General features: G+C 46.0%; 22 protein-coding genes and 1 tRNA gene. 22 read left to right on the top strand and 1 reads right to left on the bottom strand.

Annotation, left to right across the window (positions count from 1 at the left end; all coding sequences use genetic code 11):
• Positions 1–126 precede the first annotated feature (126 nt).
• The 11 genes from ULO1_RS11990 (at position 127) to ULO1_RS11940 (ending at position 9,857) form a co-directional block, all read left to right on the top strand.
• On the top strand, positions 127–570 hold the full coding sequence (locus ULO1_RS11990; protein WP_078666210.1) for an ACT domain-containing protein: 444 nt from the start codon (positions 127–129) through the stop codon (positions 568–570).
• 14 nt (positions 571–584) lie between these two features.
• A complete protein-coding gene (locus tag ULO1_RS11985) occupies positions 585–1,883 on the top strand; it encodes a homoserine dehydrogenase (RefSeq protein WP_079907726.1) in 1,299 nt (432 codons plus the stop codon).
• Entirely contained in the window at positions 1,883–2,788 is a 906-nt protein-coding gene (thrB, locus tag ULO1_RS11980; RefSeq protein WP_079907724.1) for a homoserine kinase, read from the top strand. The genes ULO1_RS11985 and thrB overlap by 1 nt, the downstream gene beginning before the upstream one ends.
• A gap of 26 nt (positions 2,789–2,814) precedes the next feature.
• Positions 2,815–4,032 carry an aspartate kinase gene (locus ULO1_RS11975; RefSeq protein ID WP_078666213.1) on the top strand — a complete coding sequence of 406 codons (1,218 nt, stop codon included), beginning with the start codon at positions 2,815–2,817 and terminating at the stop codon, positions 4,030–4,032.
• An 85-nt stretch (positions 4,033–4,117) separates the two neighbouring features.
• Positions 4,118–4,972, top strand: coding sequence for a hypothetical protein (locus ULO1_RS11970; protein WP_079907721.1), 855 nt, complete (start codon positions 4,118–4,120; stop codon positions 4,970–4,972).
• A 4-nt stretch (positions 4,973–4,976) separates the two neighbouring features.
• Positions 4,977–5,963 (top strand): hypothetical protein, encoded by a 987-nt coding sequence (locus tag ULO1_RS11965; protein WP_079907720.1) that lies wholly within the window; start codon positions 4,977–4,979, stop codon positions 5,961–5,963.
• A 74-nt stretch (positions 5,964–6,037) separates the two neighbouring features.
• Positions 6,038–7,102 carry a mannose-1-phosphate guanylyltransferase gene (locus ULO1_RS11960; protein WP_079907718.1) on the top strand — a complete coding sequence of 355 codons (1,065 nt, stop codon included), beginning with the start codon at positions 6,038–6,040 and terminating at the stop codon, positions 7,100–7,102.
• A gap of 10 nt (positions 7,103–7,112) precedes the next feature.
• On the top strand, positions 7,113–7,457 hold the full coding sequence (locus ULO1_RS11955; protein WP_079907717.1) for a hypothetical protein: 345 nt from the start codon (positions 7,113–7,115) through the stop codon (positions 7,455–7,457).
• Complete coding sequence (locus ULO1_RS11950; protein WP_079933656.1) at positions 7,432–8,445, top strand: CotS family spore coat protein; 1,014 nt, start codon at positions 7,432–7,434, stop codon at positions 8,443–8,445. Before ULO1_RS11955 ends, ULO1_RS11950 begins: the two co-directional genes overlap by 26 nt.
• A gap of 11 nt (positions 8,446–8,456) precedes the next feature.
• Positions 8,457–9,245, top strand: a complete 789-nt coding sequence (locus tag ULO1_RS11945; protein WP_079907714.1) for a LysM peptidoglycan-binding domain-containing protein — start codon at positions 8,457–8,459, stop codon at positions 9,243–9,245.
• A gap of 6 nt (positions 9,246–9,251) precedes the next feature.
• Positions 9,252–9,857: a hypothetical protein gene (locus tag ULO1_RS11940; RefSeq protein WP_079907713.1), complete on the top strand. Its 606-nt coding sequence runs from the start codon at positions 9,252–9,254 to the stop codon at positions 9,855–9,857.
• Here ULO1_RS11940 and ULO1_RS11935 read toward each other — a convergent pair.
• A complete protein-coding gene (locus tag ULO1_RS11935; RefSeq protein ID WP_079907711.1) occupies positions 9,847–11,226 on the bottom strand; it encodes a hypothetical protein in 1,380 nt (459 codons plus the stop codon). The genes ULO1_RS11940 and ULO1_RS11935 overlap by 11 nt on opposite strands.
• A 108-nt stretch (positions 11,227–11,334) precedes the next feature.
• On the opposite strand from ULO1_RS11935, the gene ULO1_RS11930 reads away from it, so the two are divergent.
• From ULO1_RS11930 to ULO1_RS11880, 11 genes are all read left to right on the top strand, one after another.
• Positions 11,335–11,589, top strand: a complete 255-nt coding sequence (locus ULO1_RS11930) for a hypothetical protein (RefSeq protein WP_079933655.1) — start codon at positions 11,335–11,337, stop codon at positions 11,587–11,589.
• Positions 11,590–11,654: 65 nt separating this feature from the next.
• Positions 11,655–12,785 carry a glycosyltransferase family 1 protein gene (locus ULO1_RS11925; RefSeq protein ID WP_079933654.1) on the top strand — a complete coding sequence of 377 codons (1,131 nt, stop codon included), beginning with the start codon at positions 11,655–11,657 and terminating at the stop codon, positions 12,783–12,785.
• Positions 12,786–12,788: 3 nt separating this feature from the next.
• Positions 12,789–13,415, top strand: coding sequence for a helix-turn-helix domain-containing protein (locus ULO1_RS11920; protein ID WP_078666224.1), 627 nt, complete (start codon positions 12,789–12,791; stop codon positions 13,413–13,415).
• A gap of 52 nt (positions 13,416–13,467) precedes the next feature.
• Positions 13,468–13,544, top strand: a tRNA-Pro gene (locus ULO1_RS11915).
• Positions 13,545–13,793: 249 nt separating this feature from the next.
• On the top strand, positions 13,794–14,075 hold the full coding sequence (gene groES, locus ULO1_RS11910; RefSeq protein ID WP_078665482.1) for a co-chaperone GroES: 282 nt from the start codon (positions 13,794–13,796) through the stop codon (positions 14,073–14,075).
• Positions 14,076–14,099: 24 nt separating this feature from the next.
• Positions 14,100–15,719 carry a chaperonin GroEL gene (groL, locus tag ULO1_RS11905; protein ID WP_078665483.1) on the top strand — a complete coding sequence of 540 codons (1,620 nt, stop codon included), beginning with the start codon at positions 14,100–14,102 and terminating at the stop codon, positions 15,717–15,719.
• Positions 15,720–15,855: 136 nt separating this feature from the next.
• Positions 15,856–16,716 (top strand): prephenate dehydratase, encoded by an 861-nt coding sequence (pheA, locus tag ULO1_RS11900; protein WP_078665484.1) that lies wholly within the window; start codon positions 15,856–15,858, stop codon positions 16,714–16,716.
• Entirely contained in the window at positions 16,709–16,999 is a 291-nt protein-coding gene (locus ULO1_RS11895) for a chorismate mutase (RefSeq protein WP_078665485.1), read from the top strand. The genes pheA and ULO1_RS11895 overlap by 8 nt, the downstream gene beginning before the upstream one ends.
• Positions 17,000–17,009: 10 nt before the next feature.
• Positions 17,010–18,977 carry a molybdopterin-dependent oxidoreductase gene (locus ULO1_RS11890; RefSeq protein WP_079907708.1) on the top strand — a complete coding sequence of 656 codons (1,968 nt, stop codon included), beginning with the start codon at positions 17,010–17,012 and terminating at the stop codon, positions 18,975–18,977.
• Between the two features lie 57 nt (positions 18,978–19,034).
• A complete protein-coding gene (locus ULO1_RS11885; RefSeq protein ID WP_078665487.1) occupies positions 19,035–20,273 on the top strand; it encodes an aspartate aminotransferase family protein in 1,239 nt (412 codons plus the stop codon).
• Positions 20,266–20,703, top strand: coding sequence for a type II toxin-antitoxin system RatA family toxin (locus ULO1_RS11880; RefSeq protein ID WP_078665488.1), 438 nt, complete (start codon positions 20,266–20,268; stop codon positions 20,701–20,703). The genes ULO1_RS11885 and ULO1_RS11880 overlap by 8 nt, the downstream gene beginning before the upstream one ends.
• Positions 20,704–20,761: the final 58 nt, after the last annotated feature.

The raw sequence follows: 20,761 nt of genomic DNA, 5'->3' as shown, positions 1-20,761 counted from the left end.
TAGAGTAAAGATATTTCTTTATAACCATCACTCAATTAGTTGGCATAATTTATATCTTTGTATATAATGTCTTTCATATAGGTTCATCATTCCGTGAGAGAAAGACAGAAAGGGAGGACGAGGAGAGTGGGTAGAGAGAAAAAGTTTTATCTAGTTCATGAGGACATTTTGCCGGAAGCGATTAGAAAAACTGCCCAAGCGAAAGCGATTCTGGCCCGGGGTGAGGCCAGTACTGTTCATGAAGCTGTAGAAAAGGTTGGCCTGAGCCGAAGTGCATTTTACAAGTATAAGGATGGGATTTTTCCATTCTATGAAGCCAGTCGCGGTAAAATTGTCACTCTGGCATTATTGCTGGAACACAAAGCCGGTATTTTGTCGAATGTGTTAAACACTATTGCCAGCGTAAGAGGGAACATTTTGACCATAAACCAGAATCTACCACTACAGGGAATGGCCAATGTAACCATTAGTCTTGAGACGGCGGAAATGATGCAGGATGTAGATGGCCTGGTGCGCACTATTGAAAACATTGCAGGTGTCCGCAGTGTAGAAGTGGTAGGACAGAACTAAGGGGAGGGGTTATTTTGCGAAAAAGAGCAGTAAAAATCGGAATAATTGGCTTTGGCACTGTCGGTCGTGGAGTCTACCGGATTTTAACAACCAACCAGGAAAAACTGATACAGCGGGTAGGAATTGGCCTGGAAATTGCCGGTATTGCCGTGCGTGATCTCAAGAAACCCAGACAAATATCGGCGCCTCAGGATTTATTTACAGCTGATCCCTGGCAGCTGGTAAATGATCCTGGGATTGATATTATTGTTGAAGTCATGGGTGGTACTGAGCTAGCCAGAGAGCTGGTATTACAGGCATTGCGAAACGGCAAAAGTGTAATAACTGCCAATAAGGATTTAATTGCTCAGCATGGTCAGGAACTTTTTGCTGAAGCCGATGCTGCCAGGGTTGATTTGTTGTTTGAAGCCAGTGTTGGTGGTGGTATACCCATTATTAGACCACTAAAACAGTGCCTGGCTGCCAATAATATCAGTCAAGTTATGGGAATTATCAATGGTACTACCAACTATATGTTGACCAAGATGACCCAGGAAGGTTCAGATTATGAAGAAGTATTACGAGAAGCCCAGGCGATGGGATATGCTGAGGCTGATCCCACTGCTGATGTAGGGGGATTTGATGCAGCCCGTAAATTGGCGATACTTGCTTCTATAGCCTTCCATACCAGAATTACCTTTGACCAGGTATATGTCGAGGGTATTACCCGGATTTCTGCCAAGGATATTACCTACGCGCGGGAAATGGGGTATGTGATAAAATTGCTGGGTGTAGCCAAAGAGCATGAAGGTCGGGTAGAAGTAAGGGTACATCCGGCCCTGGTTCCCCAGTACCATCCTTTAGCTGCGGTTAATGATGCCTTTAACGCTATTTTCGTTCGTGGTGATGCAGTAGGCGATACCATGTTCTATGGCCGGGGAGCGGGAGAGTTGCCTACGGCCAGTGCGGTAGTTGCGGATATTATGGATGCAGCCCGCAATATCAATCTGGGCAACCGCGGCAGGATCTCCTGCACCTGTTATGAACAAAAGGAAATTATTCCGATCCAGGAGATGGAAGGGAAATATTACATTCGGCTGCGTGTCCTGGATAAACCAGGGGTACTAGCGGCTATCGCCAGTGTATTTGGCCAGGAAGAAGTAAGCTTGCGTACAGTCATTCAAAAAGAAACCATCGGTGATAAGGCTGAGCTGGTACTGGTAACCCATTATACCAAAGAGGGGAATGTGCGACAGGCTTTGCGGACTATAGGTGCCATGACTACAGTAGAAGAGATTGCCAATGTTATCAGAGTGGAAGGAGAGGAAGTTTAGTGTTCACAATCCGCGTGCCGGCTACGACTGCTAATCTGGGACCGGGTTTTGATTGCATTGGCCTGGCTTTGAATTTATACAATGAAATCAGGGTTGAATTAAATGCGAAAAATGAATTTAGACTGGAAATTGAAGGCTGGGGCGCGGAAGAATTAAAGAAACCGGAAAATAATCTGTTTTTGCAAGCCTGTCAGGAAATCTTCGTAAGATGCGAGCAGAAAATGCCAGGCTTGAACGTCTTTTTCTTGAACAAGATACCTGGTGGGGCAGGACTGGGAAGCAGTGCAGCAGCGCTGGTGGCTGGTCTGGTAGCGGGGAATTTGCTGTTAGGTGAACCTTTTACCAGGCAGGATTTGCTGGAAATTGCAACGACACTGGAGGGGCATCCGGATAATGTGGCACCGGCGTTACTGGGTGGTTGCGTAGTCGCCGTTAAAACTGAAAATAGAGTGGAATGGCAGAGATGGGAAGTGCCTGCTGAGGAACTGGCAGCGATAGCAGTTGTCCCCAGATATTTGCTGGCGACTAAAGTGAGCAGACAGGTATTACCGCGGACGGTTTCATTTGCGGATGCGGTATTTAATGTCAATCGGGTGGCATTGCTGGTGGGCGCTTTTGCTCAAAAAGCCTGGGATAAACTGGCGGTGGCTATGACCGACCGGTTGCATCAGCCCTACCGCATGCCATTAATCCCGGGGCTGAATGAAGCCCTGGCCGCTGCTCAGGAAGCTGGAGCTTATGGTACAGCCTTGAGTGGGGCAGGGCCCACAATTCTGGCCCTGGTTGCGCCGGAACTCAAGCAGCAAGTGGCAGAAGCGGTGAAGGAAGCATTAAAAAAGAAGGGGATTAGTTCAGATGCTTATTTGTTAAGTCCTGCAAACAGAGGGGTATGGATTGAAACTTAGAAATTTAGATAGGAGAGGTGTTCGGGGTGGCGTTGGTCGTCCAGAAATTTGGCGGAAGTTCTGTAGCGAATGCAGAAAGAATTAAAAGAGTAGCCCGCCGGGCCGTGGAATGTTTCCGGGAAGGTAATCAGGTGGTTGTAGTTGTATCGGCGATGGGAGATACAACCGATGAATTATTGAACCTGATGAAACAAATTACCCTGGACCCAGATCCCAGGGAACAGGATATGCTGCTGAGCACCGGGGAACAAATCAGCATTGCCCTGCTGGCCATGGCAATACAGGCGGAGGGGGTAGCAGCTATCTCTTTAACTGGTCCCCAGGCAGGGATTAGAACTGATAATGTTTTTAATAAAGCCAGAATTAAAAAGGTTTTGACCCAGAGAATTCGGGAAGAACTGGCTAATAACAAAATTGTAGTGGTTGCTGGTTTTCAAGGGTTAAATGAGGATGGCGAGATAACCACTCTTGGCCGGGGTGGTTCAGATACGACCGCGGTGGCTCTAGCGGCTGCTTTAAAAGCAGATGTCTGCGAAATTTTTACTGATGTTGACGGGGTTTATACTGCTGACCCCAGAGTTGTACCCCAGGCCAAAAAGCTGGCGGATATTTCCTACGATGAAATGCTGGAACTGGCCAGTTTGGGGGCGGTAGTATTGCAGCCTCGGGCAGTGGAGTTTGCTAAAAACTATGATGTGCCAATTCATGTCCGTTCCAGCTTTAATCATGAGCCCGGGACAATAGTCAGGAGGGAGAGTACCATGGAAAAGGAAAGGGTTGTAAGCGGTATAGCCCATGATTTAAATGTAGCCAAAATAGCTATTTTTGATGTGCCAGACCGGCCGGGGGTTGCCAGAACTCTATTTCAGTTACTGGCAGAACAAAATGTCAATGTAGATATGATCATCCAGAGTGCGACCAGGAATGACACCAATGACATTTCCTTTACCTGTGCCCATGATGACTTGTCCCGGGCCCTGGCTGCAGTGGAGCAGGCCTGTTCCTTGCTAGGCGCTAAAGGCTACACTTACGATGAAGATGTAGCAAAAGTATCCATAGTCGGAGCAGGAATGGTTTCCAATCCCGGGGTGGCAGCCAAAATGTTTGAAGCACTGGCTGAGGAAGGCATTAATATAGAAATGATTGCCACTTCTGAGATAAAAATTTCCTGCATTATTAGAGCCAGTGATGTCAAACTGGCGGTACTGGCCTTGCATAACAAATTTCAACTGGAAAAGCCTTGATTCTGCGGAATCAGGGCTATTTTTTTTGCCTCTGGCATAAACATGAGAAAAGGGACAGGTATGAGGGTAAAGGGAGGGACAGCCAGTGCTGGAAAAGGAATTGTCAGCAATCGGGAGCGATTATGATCTGGAAATAGTCGATTGGGAAAAGAGAGAAGCAGGTTATAAGTTGCTGACAGATAAGGGTAAAAAATATTTACTGGTTAACCAGTATGACTTGCTCAAAATATTGGAGTCCACCGGTACCTTAAGGCCGAACTGGCTCATTAAGCCCTGGCAGGATCGTTTTGGCAGTTTTTGGGGAAAAAGTGAGAGTGGGGATATATTTTTTTTAACCGACTGGCAAGAAATTGTTCCGGCTGACTGGCAAAAAGCAGAGCAGCGCAGAAAAATGACGAAGACTCTGGCTGAGTGGCATGAAAAAGTTATGCATGCTGCCGAGGGGACTTGTCAGGAAAAGTTAAAAATACCTCAGCCCTGGTGGGAGAAAGCTAAAGGAGTTACAGCTCTGGCTGAAAAGGTAGCCAGGGCTGCAGAAATTGCTAACAGGCAGGAAATTAAAAATTACTGGCAAAAACTGCTGGCCCAAAATTGTCCTGGAATAGATGATTATCGTCAAATTTCCTGGAGTATTGGCGACAGAGGAGCTATATTTAACAACTATGCCGGGATATGTTGCTGTATCCCGCCACTGGAGATTGCCCGCTGGCTGGAATTGAATGGCTGGATGTGGCAGTGGCAGGATGAAGTGCTGCTGGAGATCTGGTCTGACTACATAGAATGCAGAAATATACGAGATGAAGAGATTTCATTGTTGCAGGCAGCATTGATTATTCCAAGGAAAATAGCTCTGGGTTTTGCTCGCTATGAATCGCTGGCTCATTTTGAGGAAAAAAGAGAAATATTTATTGAAAAATTGGTTAATGGACTTTGGGGGTGATCGGATGTACTGGGAGGAAAAGGATGAAGAACTGATTGTTCATGAAGTCTTACATGAATACAATTTGCGTCAGCTTAAGAAAATTAAAAAATCCGAAACAGGGTATAAGATAATGACCGAAAAAGGACCAAAACATTTAAAAAAATATAGCGGGGAACTGGCGGGAATTAAGTTTGTGCGCAGGGCCACTGAACATCTGGCTAAACAGGGCTTTAGGCGAATAAATCGTTTTATTTTGACTAAATATGGAGAGCCCTATGTCCAGTGGGGAAAAGACTACTGGTATCTAACCGATTGGCGTGATGGCAGAGAGTGTGATTTTGACAAGCTACCTCAGCTGGATCTGGCAGTAAAAACCCTGGCCCAGTTTCACCAGGCAGCGCGTGGCTTAACTTGTACTGAAGATGAAGGCATTTTCTGGGGAGAATTTAAAGACCAGCTAGTTCAACGGGGGAAAAGACTTCAGGACTGGGGAGCAGTCCGTAATAGCGGGGAATTTCTCGGGGACTTGCAAGTTTGTTCTCAATTGTGGGAACAGATTAATCTGGAAAGTCTGAGGGATAATGCGCAAAAAGAGGGAGTTTTCGCCCATGGTGCTTATGGGGAAAGTGCCCTTTTACGCGTCAAGGAAACAGGCATGTTTATTGTCAAAGAGGAGCCCATCAAAAGAGAATTGCAGGTTTTTGATTTAGCACGATTGTTAAGCCGTTATTTACCCAAATATAAATGGGATCTGTATGTTGGAAAATTGTTACTGGATATTTATGATGCCTATCGTCCCTTACAAGGAGAGGAATGGAAAGTACTGGTATCATATCTGGCTTTTCCCATGCGTAAGTACCGGCTTTTCCGGAAATATCAGACCGAAGTAGTGCTGGATGAAAGCAATTTTATGCTTAAGTTACAGGAAGAAGCTGAACTGGACCGGCTCAAGCGGGAGTTTTTACAGCAAATTATCAGGGAAAGGGAAATCGGTTTAGTTCTATCCTGAGTACCTGGGCTTTTGTCACTCCTGGCCCGAGGAAGGCATATAATGGAATACCTCGGCTAAGGAGGAGGAGAGAAATGGATACTTATGCTGTGATAATGGCTGGCGGGACGGGTACAAGGTTTTGGCCCAAAAGCCGTTCGCGATTTCCTAAACAATTTTTGCCCCTGTTCGGCAATAACAGTCTATTGCAAACTACCTTTAATCGCGTCAACCGAATTCTTAATCGCAATCAGATTCTGGTAGTTACCAACAAACACTATGTACAAACAGTAATCAATCAATTGCCCCAGTGCCTGTTCAGCAATTTGCTGGTGGAACCAGTTCGGCGGGATACAGCATCCTGTATAGGCCTGGCGGTAAGTTATATTTACCGGGTGAATCCTGAGGCAGTAATGGTGGTGCTGCCATCTGATCACTTTGTAGCGGATGAGGAAAAGTTTCTTCAAACTGTCCAGGAAGGTATAGAGTGGGCTAGAAAAGGCGACTGGATAATCACTATCGGCATAAAACCCAGTGAACCGAAAACTGCTTATGGCTATATAGAACTGGGGCTGGAACAGAGAGAGGGGGTCTGGCAGGTAAAGAGTTTTCGGGAAAAACCGGACTTAGATACTGCCATTAAATATCTGGAACAGGGAAATTTTTTCTGGAATGCTGGAATATTTATTTTTCGAGCAGAGGTTATGTGGCGGTCCCTGGAACGCTACCTGCCTCAGGTACATCAAGCTCTCAATCAGGTAATTCCATATTGGGGTACTCCTCAGCAGACAGAGATTATTAAAAAAGTTTATCGACCTCTGCCTAAAGTATCAATTGATTACGGGGTGATGGAAAAAACTGATAACTTGCTGGTTTTAACCGCTGATTTTGGCTGGGATGACCTGGGGAGCTGGAGTGTTCTAGGCCGTGTTTTACCAGTTAGTGATGAAGGAAATGTGGTAATGGGGCAACACCTGGGTCTTGATACCAGTAACTGTATTCTAGTTACAGAAAACCAGCTGCTGGCCACTATCGGTATCAAAGACCTGATCGTGATTGCAACAAATGATGTGATTTTAATATGCCCCAAAGATAAAGACCAGGAAGTAAAAGAAATGGTAAAACTGGTTAGAAATTCGGAATACAGGCGTTATTTTTGAGGTGGTCATTATGTACTGGTCTGTAATCTTCTGGGGAAGAAAATCAGAGAAACTCCAGCTAATTTTTTACCAGGACGGCTGGCAGGCGGAATGGCCCTCTACCTGGTCTGTTCAGGAACTAAAAATTAATACTGAAAGGGTTAAACCACTGGCCTCTAATTATGCAGCAGGTACGGCATCTCTTCAGCCCTTTTCAACTTTTCAAATCAGTTTGATTTTAAAGGATGGTACTAAGAAATTCAATTTCTTTGGCAATTCTTATTATATCCCAGTATTACCAGCCCAGCCGGTCAAAATCCCGGCGGTGCATCAGAGGTGGTGGCTGTTAAATGGGGGGATTGCCAGTGATTCCTGAGTATGTAATTCAAGCCTATGGCTTCAAAGTTACCAGAGTAGAAAAAATACGGCGAATCTGGCGCTGTCATACCGAGCGTCATTGTATCTGGGGCATAAAATGGGTTGAATATCCACCAGAAGAGTTTAGCTTTATCTGGCAGGTCAGTGAACACTTGAGGAAAAAAGGATTTGAATATTTCCCCCCTATTCAGCAGACCATCGAGGGAAAGGGCTGGGTACCTGACCACCAGCGTGGGATTTGGTTTGCAGTTCCCTGGTTAAATGGTAAAAAAGCAAGTTATGAAAAATGGGAACATATTAAGGCCGCTGTCGATCTCTTGGTTGCATTGCGTTTGGCAGGACAGGGTTTTTACCCTCATAATCCTTATCCTGGCCGGATTCACTTGGGACGCTGGCCAGCTTATTTTAAAAATCGATTACATGATTTAAGGAACTTTCAGCAACAGTTACAAAAAAAAGACAGACTTAGTGAGTTTGACCGGTTGTATAAGCATTATCTGGCATATTATATCGCTCAGGGGGAAGAGGCCATTTCCCGCCTGGAAGAAACGGACTACTATCTTTATTGTCAGAAGGAAAAAACAAAAGGAACTTTTTGCCATCATGATTTTGCTCATCATAATTTGCTCTTGTACCAGGGAAAAGCTCATATTATAGATTTTGACTATTGCCTGTATGATCTTCACTTACATGATTTTGGGAGTTTGGTTATCAGAGTAATGAAGAAAAATCACTGGAAAATCAGATCGGCTGAAAAAATTCTCAACTATTATGCTGAACTAAATGGCCTTACAGAAGCAGAACAAAAAATTCTGGTGGCTTTCTGGCAATATCCGCAGGATTTCTGGCAGCTAGGGTTTTCTTACTATATTGAGCAACTGCCCAGGACGGAAAGAGAATTTATTAAAAGAATAAAAACGGTTTTGAAACAGGAAAAAGAGCGGCTTAACTTCCTGAAGGAAATGAAAAAAGCTGCACAAATTTGAGGAGGGTTGATATGGAGAAGGTAGTTTGTCAGGGGATTTATCAATTATCGGATGATGCTACTCCATTAGAACGGATTACGGCCATGGCGGTAAAACCGGAGATAAAAGAGATTTTCCGGGATGAAGACAAATGGACAGTAGCCGGGATTGTCGAGGTTGTAATAGAAGGGGAATGCCCACGGGAAAAAAATGATGAAATCGATGATACTGATGGCCTCATGTTTGACAAGGAGACAGAGGTAAAACCTTTTACTGTCAGTATACAAACAGCAGGCTCATGGCAAGTTCAGTTTGATTTGCCTGAAAATGAAAAAGAGCCGGATGTGGAAATGGAGTTAAAAAGCCATGAAGCCTGGTTGGCAGCTGAAGGAATCGAGTGGTCGGTTGAACTGGCACTGGAATTAAAATGGCCGGAAGAACAGATTGCAGCCGAGGAATCCATAGAGACAGGGGTTGAGGAATTAACCGAAATGGCTCCCTGGCTAAAGGATTGGGTTGAAGTAAAACCGGTATGCAGTGAGCAAATAGGAACAGGGACGATTCCTATCTGGGAAGTTAAAGAAGAAGTTAAAGAAAACAAAGAGATAAGTGTCAACAAGATTTATACTCCTAATAAGCAGGCACCTAAACCCATTGCAATGGCAAAAGGGAGAGCAAAAGTGACTATGTATTTTGTGAAAGAAGGAGACAGCTGGGAAACCATTGCCCGCCATTACGGAGTAGGGGAGGAAATTCTGAAACAGCGCAACCCTGGTTGTCAGCTCTTGGCCGGGTCAGTTCTCTGGGTGCCGAGGGGATAGATAAACATGCAACAGTTTTTGCTCTATCACGAGGAAAATCAACAATGGGGTATGGCCTTGTGGTCGGAAATGGAAAACCAGTCCTGGTATCAAATACAGTTATGGAGTCATCCTGCCCAGCAGGGAAACAACAAAAATAGCTACTGGGCCTGGGTGATCACAGATGAGGATAAGATAATCAGGCTAGAGCGCATGCAGGAGTGGGGCTGGAGTGGTTATTTTATTATCGGCAACCTTAATCTTGACCGGCCAGCCAGGATTAAGCAAATTATTATCAGTCAGGAGGACAGGAGCAGTAAACCAAAACGACCAGGAAAAATCATTGCCTATAGCCGGAAAATGCCCAGTCCGCCGGTCTGGCTACCTTTGCCTGATCCTGCGGCTCATCCCCGGCAAATAATTGGGGTAATCTGGGATGAACGGGGGGAAGTCAAATACCTGGCTCATGGTATCTGGGGCAAAAGAGAACAGCCCCCGTTAAGCCAAACGGGGGCATTTTCACCTTATCGTACCTTTGAACCTGCTCTGGGGGAAGCTGGTAAAAATGGCTGGGGCTACTGGTTGATGTATTGGAATCCTAAGACTAACCAGATAGTTTTTCTTAATCGTTAAGCCAATCCTGAGCTGCTGAAAGCAGATAATCGACTTCGGCAGGGTTTTCCCCTTCACAATAGAGGCGTAAAACTGGTTCAGTACCTGAGAAGCGAAAAAGCAGCCAGGCGCCGCTGGAAAAATGGACCTTAATGCCATCCATTTTTTCCTGGCGCTTAATTTTTTCCCCGATTTTAGCGGGGATAGTATTGAGTTTATGATGCCAGCATTCCAGTTGTTCGGGACTGCAAACCAGATCAAGCCGCTGGTAGTGCCAGGGGCCAAGCTTTTGCTTTAACTGGTTTAGCAGATTAGGTAAGCTTTCCCTGCTGATTAGTTGCAATTCCAGCAGGTTGAGACCGGAAAAAATTCCATCCCGTTCAGGTAAGAAATCGGGAAAACCAAAGCCGCCGCTTTCTTCGCCACCAATCACCACTTTTTCCTCTTGAATCAATAGAGGTGCAATGTGTTTAAAACCAATAGGTGTTACTATTAATTCCAGGTTATATAGCCGGGCCAGCAGGTCTACTTTGGCAGTAGTAGAAAAAGTTTTAATCACTTTGCCGCACTTTTGTTTATTTTCTACCAGATGATAGAGAAGCAGCAGAAAAATATCCTGAGCGGTTATTATTTCTCCGCTTTCGATGACAACACCGAGACGATCGCCATCTCCATCAAGAGCAAGGCCCACAGTTTGTTGCTGTAGCACAGCTTTTTGTAAGTCACGTAAGTTGGCGGCAATGGGTTCAGGATTCAAGCCACCGAAAGCAGGATTAATTTCAGCATGAATTTCTTTTACCTGCCAGCCATAATTTGCCAGCAAACGGGGAAAATAGCCCTGGCCGGAACCATAAAGACAGTCCACAATCACTTTTTGTCCGGGCTGATTCATAAAAACTGCTCCGACCCTGTTGTGTATAGCCTGCAGATATACTTCATCAAAATCCTTTATTTGCCAGCAACCTTTGGCAAAAGGTTTGGTTTCCTTTCCGATCAATGTTTCAATCCAGGCTGTGTCGCTAGCTGGAGCTGAGGAGCCATACTCATTCTTGATTTTTATTCCCAGCCACTGGGGTGGATTATGGCTGGCGGTAAGCATAATCCCTCCTGCCGCCTGTAGATGGCGGATAGCATGGGAAAGGACAGGAGTAGTTATGGGCTTATTTGCTAATAAAACCCGATGGCCAAGCCAGGAGAGCTGTTCTGCACAATAGTGTGCAAAACGCTGGGCCTGGAAGCGGGTATCATAACCGATTAGCAAGAGCACACCTTGCCGGTATTTTTGAAAAAAAAAGTTTCCGACAGCAATAATGGCCTGGTGCACATTGGCAAGGATAAAATCTATTCCGATTTCACCGCGCCAACCATCTGTACCAAAGCGGATGGACATAACATCGCCTCCCCCTGCTGGTTACTATAAATTTATTCGCCAGAATTTCACCTTAACACCGCTGTTGTCATATATTACAACACCAGCATGTTGAGAGGAGGAAGGCCTATGTGTCGCCAGGGTATGGCTGACGAATATAAATGCATGCCGATGATGCCGATGATGCCTATGATGCATCATCCAATGATGTACCATCCCATGATGTCCCATGCAATGATGCATCCGATGATGCACGGTCATTCGATGTGCCCAATGATGTGTATGATGCAGATGATGTATATGTATATGATGATGCAGATGATGGCCATGCATCATTGTTCACCCCACTATGGCATGAAAAAACATAAACATCATAGCAGTTAACGGGCTGCCAGGGCAGCCCGTTATCCTCTCTAAATTTGTCTAAAACCAGGAGGTAGGTGACAGCCGTGAAGATCGGAATCGATGCCCGTGCGGCCATCTGGTACCGGGGAACGGGAATTGGTACTTATACTTACCAGCTCTTGCGCTCTCTATATTTAATAAATCGGCAGGAATTCAACTGGCGTTTTTTCTGGCCCGGGGACGAATATCGGGACCTGGACATAGCCAGTGATTCCATTTTTAACTCCATAGAAAAAAACAAGGATAAATTCTGGGAAGAAGTGCATATTCCGGCACGTATTACCGATGAAAAAATAGATTTATATCATGTGCCGCAGAATGGAATTGGATTGCCCAAAGGCAATAGTTGTCCCATGGTGGTAACCATCCATGACCTGATACCATACATTTATCCGGAAACGGTTGGCAAAGGCTATCTAAAAGTATTTTTGCAGGAAATGCCTGGGATTGTAGCCAGAGCTGCCCACATAATTACTGTTTCTGAGTGTTCAAAACAGGATTTGCTCAGGATCTTGAAAGTTCCTGCTGAAAAAATAACAGTTACCTACGAGGCACCAGAGCCAATCTATCGGCCTGTACCGCAAAAAAAAGCGCGTGCTTTTGTCAGTGAGCACTACGGCATACAGGATCAGTACATTCTTTATATCGGCGGGTTTAGCCCCCGGAAAAATGTTAAAGGGTTAATCAATGCTTTTAAAGAAATTCGAAAAGATGTAGGTTATCCAATCAAACTGGTACTGGTCGGTAAACAGGTAAGGGAGTATGGGGATCTGGTAGTATTAATCGAGGCCCTTGGTCTGGAAGAGGATGTTATTTGGACAGGATTTGCTCCGGTAGAGGATTTGCCTTATCTTTATGCAGCGGCTAATCTGTTTGTCTATCCTTCATTCTATGAAGGTTTTGGTCTCCCACCCTTAGAAGCAATGGCCTGCGGAACACCAACTATTGCTGCTAATACATCCTCAATTCCTGAAGTAGTGGGAGAAGGAGCATGGTTGTTTAATCCCTTTGATTCCATGGAACTGGCAGAAAAAATGTATAAATTGTTAACAGATGCAGATCTTCGCCAGGAGCTGGGTAGGAAAGGATTAATGCGAGCAGGGGAATTCAGCTGGAATAAAACTGCGCTGGAAACCATGGAAGTATACAGGAGAGTACTGGGAAAGCGGGGATAGACAATGCAAGAGCAGGCTCCGCTGAAGGTATTAACAGTTCAGGAAGTGGCCCAGGTTTTAAAAACTGATCGGGAAAAGGTGGAAAAATTAATCGCCAGTGGCCGCTTGCCTGCAATGGTTTTGCCGGGGCAAGAAGTTAGAATCAGGGCGGAGGATCTGCTAACTTTTCTCAAAAACGAAACGGCTCAGTATACTGAATTAAAGCGAAAATATCACAGCTATCAACAGGAAAGGCTGGAGAAGCTGGAAAGGGCCTTACAACAGCTAAAGATAATTCCCGAAAAACTCAATCATGGCCTCCAGGGTGAATTGAATCGGGCGGCAGGAGACTATAGCAGAGTACTAGAGCTAAAAGAGGTTTTTGAAGATATTTATAAATTAACCAGAAGAATTTTAAAGACCCAGCAGCGAGTGGAGAGCAGAAAAAGCTCTGATCATGATGATTACTTTCAGCAACTGGAAATAGAATGGCAGGAGTGGGAAAGGGAAATCGAAAAATGGCAAGACCGTTTTTTGACCAGAGCCAAAAAAGCCGGTAAAAAATTAAATTTTGGCCTGGCTCAGGTATATCAAAATTTGGTACAAATTCTAATAAATGAGTGGGACAAAATAAGAAAAGAAAATTTTTAAAGAAATAAGATTGACAGCGAATTATTCCTTGAGTAAAATAGGGTTTGTCAGTCGGGGCGTAGCTCAGTTTGGTAGAGCGCCATCTTGGGGTGGTGGAGGTCGCTGGTTCAAGTCCAGTCGCTCCGACCAGTACAGTGAAACCTAACCCGGTAAATTGTTACCGGGCTTTATTTTTTGTCAGCATTAGAACTGGCCTGTAATTTATAGAAAATAATAGATTGAGCGAGATATTTTAATATATTGAAAAACAAAAACGGATAATGAAAAATTTCCAATCTTGCATTATTTTTTTCCTGTAGTGCTATAATATAGCTGTGTGTTAGCACTCGATGTTGATGAGTGCTAACAAAAAATAATACATAAGGAGGGGTAACATATATGCTGAAACCCTTAGGTGATCGGGTTGTTCTGAAACTGATTGAACAAGAACAAAGAACAGAAAGCGGGATTGTGTTGCCGGACACCGCTAAAGAGAAGCCGCAACAGGGAGAAGTGGTGGCTGTTGGCAGTGGTCGGATTTTGGATAACGGCCAGCGAGTAGAACTGGAGGTTAAAGTTGGGGACAAGGTAATCTTCTCCAAATACGCTGGTACTGAAGTCAAAGTTGATGGCGAAGAATACTTGATTGTCAATGAAAGAGATATTCTGGCTATTCTCTAATATTTACGAGGAGGGGATAATCAGATGGCAGCAAAAATGATCGTTTTCAATTCTGATGCCAGAAAAGCTCTGGAAAGAGGCGTGAACACCCTGGCTGATGCTGTAAAAGTCACTCTCGGTCCACGGGGCCGTAATGTGGTGCTGGAACGGAAATTTGGTTCTCCCTTGATCACTAACGATGGCGTAACCATTGCCAAGGAAATCGAATTGAAGGATCCCTTTGAAAACATGGGGGCCCAGCTGGTAAAAGAAGTAGCCAGCAAAACCAATGATGTAGCTGGCGACGGTACTACCACTGCTACCGTTTTGGCTCAAGCCATTATCCGGGAAGGGATGAAAAACGTTGCTGCTGGCGCTAACCCTATCCTGTTGAAGCGGGGAATTGAAAAAGCTGTTGATGCCGCTGTTGCAGAAATCAAGAAACTGGCTAAGCCCATTGAAGGCAAGGAAGCCATCGCTCAAGTAGCAACCATTTCTTCTGCTGATGAAGAAATTGGTCGCCTCATCGCTGATGCTATGGAAAAAGTAGGTAAAGACGGAGTTATTACCGTTGAAGAATCCAAGAGCATGGGCACTTCTCTGGAAGTTGTCGAAGGGATGAACTTTGACAGAGGTTACATCTCTGCCTACATGGTAACCGACACAGAGAAAATGGAAGCCGTGCTGGAAGATCCCTATATCCTGATTACCGATAAGAAGATTTCTGCGATTAAGGATATTTTGCCTGTGCTGGAAGCTGTTATCCGTACCGGCAAACCGCTGTTGATTGTGGCTGAGGATATGGAAGGGGAAGCCCTGGCAACGATTGTGGTCAACAAGCTGCGCGGTGTTCTCAACTGTGTAGCTGTTAAGGCTCCTGCTTTTGGCGATCGGCGCAAGGCCATGCTGGAAGATATTGCTATCCTGACTGGTGGCCAGGTGATTTCTGAAGAGCTGGGCCGCAAGCTGGATAGCGTTACCCTGGATATGCTGGGCCGGGCTCGTCAGGTACGGGTCAAGAAGGAAGAAACCATCATTGTTGATGGTGCTGGCTCTGCTGATGCAATCAAAGGCCGGATTGCCCAGATTAAGAAGCAGTATGAAGAGGCTACTTCCGAATATGATAAGGAAAAGCTGCAAGAGCGTCTGGCCAAACTGGCTGGCGGCGTAGCAGTTATCAAAGTCGGTGCTGCTACTGAAACCGAAATGAAGGAGAAGAAACTGCGTATTGAAGATGCTCTCAATGCTACCCGGGCCGCTGTGGAAGAAGGGATCGTTCCTGGTGGCGGTACCTGCTTCATCAATATCATTCCGGCCCTGGATGCTGTTCAGGCAGAAGGGGATGAATACACCGGAGTTCAAATCATCAAGCGGGCTCTGGAGGAACCGCTCCGTCAGATTGCCAATAATGCCGGGGTAGAAGGTTCTGTAGTTGTAGAAAAAGTCAAGGCCAGCGAAGTTGGTATCGGCTTCAACGCTGCTACCCTGGAATACATGGATATGATTGCGGCGGGTATTGTTGACCCGGCAAAGGTTACCAGAAGCGCGTTACAAAATGCTGCTTCCATTTCCGCTCTGTTGCTGACCACTGAAGCTGTAGTTGCGGAAAAGCCGGAGAAAAAGGATACCCCGGCAATGCCTGGCGGCATGGATGATATGATGTAATTAGCTTGACAGCTGAAAAAAACTGTTGATAAAATATATACTAATTAAATAGCTTCTCGCCACTTTTGGTGAGAAGCTTTTTCTTATCATTATTCAGTCTGCAGGTTGGCAGGACGGTAGGTTAGGAGGAGAAAAAATGCGAGTAGGGGTTCTAGGTCCAGAAGGTACATTTTCACAAATGGCTGCCGAACAATACGCCAGGCGCCGGCATCTGAATTTTCAATTCTTTTATTTTCCAGACCTTGCCCGGGTAATGAAAGCTCTGGTACAGGATCAGGTGGAACTGGCGATTGTACCGGTGGAAAATTCCCAGGAAGGTTCTTTATCTACTACCCTGGATTTTCTTTTATGGCAGGATGGGGTGCAAATCCAGGATGAAGAAGTTCTGGCTGTCCGGCACTGGCTCTGGGGTAAGCCTGGCACCAGACTAGACCAAATTTCCGCTGTACTTTCTCATCATCAGGCCCTGGCCCAATGTCAGGGCTGGCTTAATCGCCGCCTTCCCCAGGCGATTAAGGTGCTAACTACCAGTACCAGTGAAGCCTGTGCGAAAGTGGCAAAATCAGAAGAAAGTCTGGCAGCTATTGCGGCGCCGGTAGCAGGGGCTGCCTATGGTCTGGAAGCACTGGCGGAAGATCTCCAGGATAATAAGAATAACGCTACCCGCTTCCTGGTGCTGGGAAAAGGAAGTCAGAGTTTAAGACCTCAGCCGGGGGAAAAGTGGAAAACTTCCATAGCTTTCGGGACCCCGCATGAACCAGGGGCATTATATCGAGCTCTTGAGCCGTTGGCCAGGCAGGGTTTGAATTTGTGCAAAATTGAGTCCCGGCCGGCCAAGCGCAAACTGGGGGAATATATTTTTCTGGTGGATATTGAAGGCTGTAGTCTGGAACCAGGCCCGGTTTCCCAGGGGCTAATAGAATTAATGGGTCGAGCAGCCTGGGTGAAAATGCTTGGCTGCTATCCGGCTGCTCCAGGGGGTGGAGAAGATGAATGAGCGCCGTCTGGAGGAATTGCGCAGAGAAATTGATAAAGTGGATGAAGCTATCATTGAGTTGCTTGGGCGCAGATTGAAACTGGCCCGGGAGATTGGTCTGATAAAAGGGCACAATCGAAAAATTCGTGACTTGCGCCGGGAGCAGCGGGTGCTGGAACGGGTCAAGTTACAGGCCAGCTTACAGCAGTTTTCCCCGGAAGTGGCAGAAAAAATTTATCGCATACTGATGGACTATTTTGTGAGTCAACAGGAAGAACTGCTGCGTCAGCAGCGACGGCCTTAGGAGGATTAAGATGGCATGGTATCGTACTACCTGTCCGCTCAACTGTTTTGACAGTTGCGGGATACTGGTGGAGATAATTGATGGCAAAATCAATAATTTTAAAGGGGATCCGGCTCATCCTATTACCAGGGGATTTATCTGTAGCAAAGGGCAAAAGGCTATTAAAAGGCATTTTAGCCCGGACCGCCTTTTGTACCCATTAATAAAATCAAAAAAAGGTTTCAAGAAAATCGACTGGGAGTCCGCTCTTGCCCTCTGGGCAGAAAAAATCGAGCAGGCTCAATCCGATTATGGGCCTACTTCTTTGTTGCATATAAATGATTATGGCCACAATGGGCGCCTGAAAAATCTGGAACACAGATTTTTTCGGGCCTTAGGAGGTTATACTGTACCCACTGGTAGTATGTGCTGGGGCAGTGGTTATCAGGCCCAGAAGGAGGATTTTGGAGCCCTTTATTCCCACCCCTGGCTGGATTGCTGCCAGAGTAGACATATTGTGCTCTGGGGTCGGGACCCGGCTTTTACCAACATTCACCTGATTCCGATTTTAAAAGAGGCTCAGCAAGGTGGAGCCAGGATTGTTGTTATTAATCCTGTCAAAACTTTAACTGCCGATCTGGCTGACCTATTACTTCAACCCAGGCCTGGAACCGATGGCGCTCTGGCATTAGGGGCACTCCATGTTTTACTGTCTGAAGGCTGGTATGATGCTGAATTTGTGGCTCAACGCGTTAATGGGTTTGAAGGACTGGCAAAGGTAGCAGTCAACTGGACACCAGAGCGTACCCAGGAAGTAACAGGGGTACCGGCGGAGCTGGTGCGGGAACTGGCTCGTATTTATGGTAGAGGCCGACCGGTAGCCACATTTTTTGGTTATGGTTTACAGCGTTATGCCAATGGCGGTCAGACGGTTCGCTATATTGATGCTCTCTGTGGTTTGTCTGGCAATATCGGTATCAGTGGTGGAGGGGCTAATTATGCCCATCAGTACTGGCAGGGGTTGCTGAATGACATTAAAGGGGAAAATATCTTTGCAGAAGTGCGGGAGTTTTCCTTCCCTACCCTGGCCCAGGAGATATTATCTGCTCAGCCCCCTATTCAGGTTATATCAGTAGCCAGGACCAATCCGGTTTGCCAGCTGCCCAATACCAGTGAAGTGCTGAGGGCCTGGCGGCAGGTTCCTTTTAAAGTAGTAATGGATTTGCAATTAACCGATACAGCAGAGCAAGCTGACCTGGTTTTACCGGTAGCCGGATTTCTAGAAACGCCTGATGTGATCGCCACTTCCTGGGGGGATTATATCGGCGCAGTGCCGGCTCTTATCTCACCTCCTGATACTGTAAAAGATGAGGTGGAAATCTGGACAGAACTGGCCCGTCGGCTGAACAAACTCTCTGTTTTTGGTGAAAGAACAGCAATGGAGTGGATTCACTGGTTACTGGAGCCACTCCGGCCTTATGGAATTACCTGGGATAAATTGATTTCCGAAGGTGCCTGTATATGTCCGGTTATGCCGCAGGTAGCCTGGGCGGAGCGGAAATTCGCTACCGCAAATGGCAAGATGAATCTGATTAACGAAGAATGGCAATCTCCCCGGTATTATCAGGATCCGGAGGAATTTCCACTGGTCCTGCTTACTCCCCATCCCAAAGGGCAGTTACACTCCCAGTTCTTTCGGGAGAGAGAGGATGCTCAGGAGGCATCTCTGCCACTGGTAGAGATTAATCCTGCTGAAGCCCAAAAACGGTATGTGCGCAATTACGATCAGGTTATTATTGAGACCGGTTATGGTCAACTGGTAGCCAGGGTTTCCCTGACGGAAAGGGTTCCGACCGGTATAGCCCTTTTGCCCGAAGGCTGGTGGCTCAAGGATGGGGGAGGAGTAAACTGGCTTACCCCCGCTTTCGCTCCTGATTTAGGGGGCGGGATTCCCTATTATGATGTAAAATGTGAAATTCGCAAATGGCATATAGATTAGGAATTTATCACTCCCCTGTCTCATATAGCTGTTAACAGAGACAGGGGGGTATTTTTTATGTCCAGAGTTATTGAGCTTTATGAAAAACATTTGAATCCATCCTTAACCCGCTTACAGCGCTTGCTAGGTTTGGATCTGGTAGAAAAGGCAGCCAGGGGCTGTTGGATTTTTACCGAGGATAACCGGGCCTTTCTGGATTTTCTCGGCGGATATGGAGTTTTTTCTCTTGGTCACTGTCATCCCAGGGTAATAGCAGCTGTTAAAGAACAGATGGAGCGTTTGCCGCTGGGAAGCAAAATGTTCTGTCACGAACCAGCAGCTTTATTGGCAGAAAAAATCTGTGCCACTCTTCCGCCGGTCCTGAACAAAGTCTTCTTTTGTAATTCCGGGGCTGAAGCTATTGAGGGAGCTTTGAAAATAGCCCGGCTGGCAACAGGTAGAAAGAAGATTGTGGCGATGCAAAATGGATTTCATGGTAAGACCCTGGGGGCCTTAAGTGTAACCGGGCGGGATATCTACCGGGAGCCCTGTATGCCTTTACTGCCGGAAGTTTACCATATACCATTTAATGACCTGGCCAGAGCCGTTGAGGTCATTGACAGAAAAACAGCGGCGGTAGTGCTGGAGATAGTCCAGGGCGAAGGGGGAATGAGGGTAGCAGACTTCTGGTATTTGCGGGAACTGGCAAGTCACTGTCGGAGCCAGGGAGCCCTTTTAATCATAGATGAGGTACAGACTGGATTGGGAAGAACTGGAACCTTCTGGGCATTTGAGCAGGCTGGTGTCCTGCCGGATTTGATCACCAGTGCCAAAGCCCTGGGGGGTGGGGTATTACCAGCAGGAGCCATTCTGGCCCGGGAAGAAATCTGGCAGATATTTGAGGAAAATCCTTTAATTCATACTTCGACTTTCGGGGGGAATCCTCTGGCCTGTGTTGCAGGGATAGCCACTCTGCAGGTTATTGAAGAAGAAGGACTGGTAGAGAGCGCGGCAGTATTAGGTCAAAGGTTAAAAACAAACTTGTTACAGTTGACAGCAGGATTTGCACAGATCATTAAAGAGGTAAGGGGCTTAGGGCTAATGCTGGGACTGGAGCTGGTAGATGAAGGGTTTGGGGGGTATCTGATCCAGGCCCTGCTCAACAGGGGAGTACTGGTAGGTACTACTTTAAATAACACCAGGGTTATCAGGCTGGAACCGCCATTAATTATATCCAATGAAGAAATTAATCTCTTCTTGCAGATATTGGAGGAAAGCCTCAATGAGGTGGTAAAGGAGGTGGAAGAAGATGCCTAAGATAAGAGTTTCCAAATGGGTGGCTGCTCCTAAAGCTGTTGTTTTTCCGTTAGCTGCGGCGATGGAGGATTATCCCAAGTTTATGCGCAATGTAAAAGAAGTTAGGATTATCAACCGGGAGCATAACTATGCCATTTCCGCCTGGAAAACAGAAGTAGATGGCAGAATGATTTGCTGGCTGGAAGAAGATCGTTTTTATCCGGAACAGGGGCAGATTGATTATAAGCTCATCAGTGGGGATTTAAAAAAGTTTGAAGGCAGCTGGGTTATTGAAGACAAAGATGGCGGCTCCCTGGTCAGTCTAACTGTGGATTTTGAACTGGGGGTTCCGGCACTGGCACCATTATTAAACCCTATATTAAGTAAAAAAACAAAAGAAAACTGCTTAGCTATGCTGGAGGGAATAGCCGGATATGTGAACCGGCTCTAGTCCCTCTTTTTTCTGCTTTCTTTTTGTGGTATGATTTAGGGCAAGAAAATGGAATGGA

Origin of the sequence: Carboxydocella sp. ULO1 (assembly GCF_002049255.1) — a bacterium.
In the GTDB taxonomy this organism is placed as follows: Bacteria; Bacillota.
The sequence above is the reverse complement of the archived record's forward strand: the minus strand, read 5'-3'. Positions and strand labels throughout refer to the sequence as shown.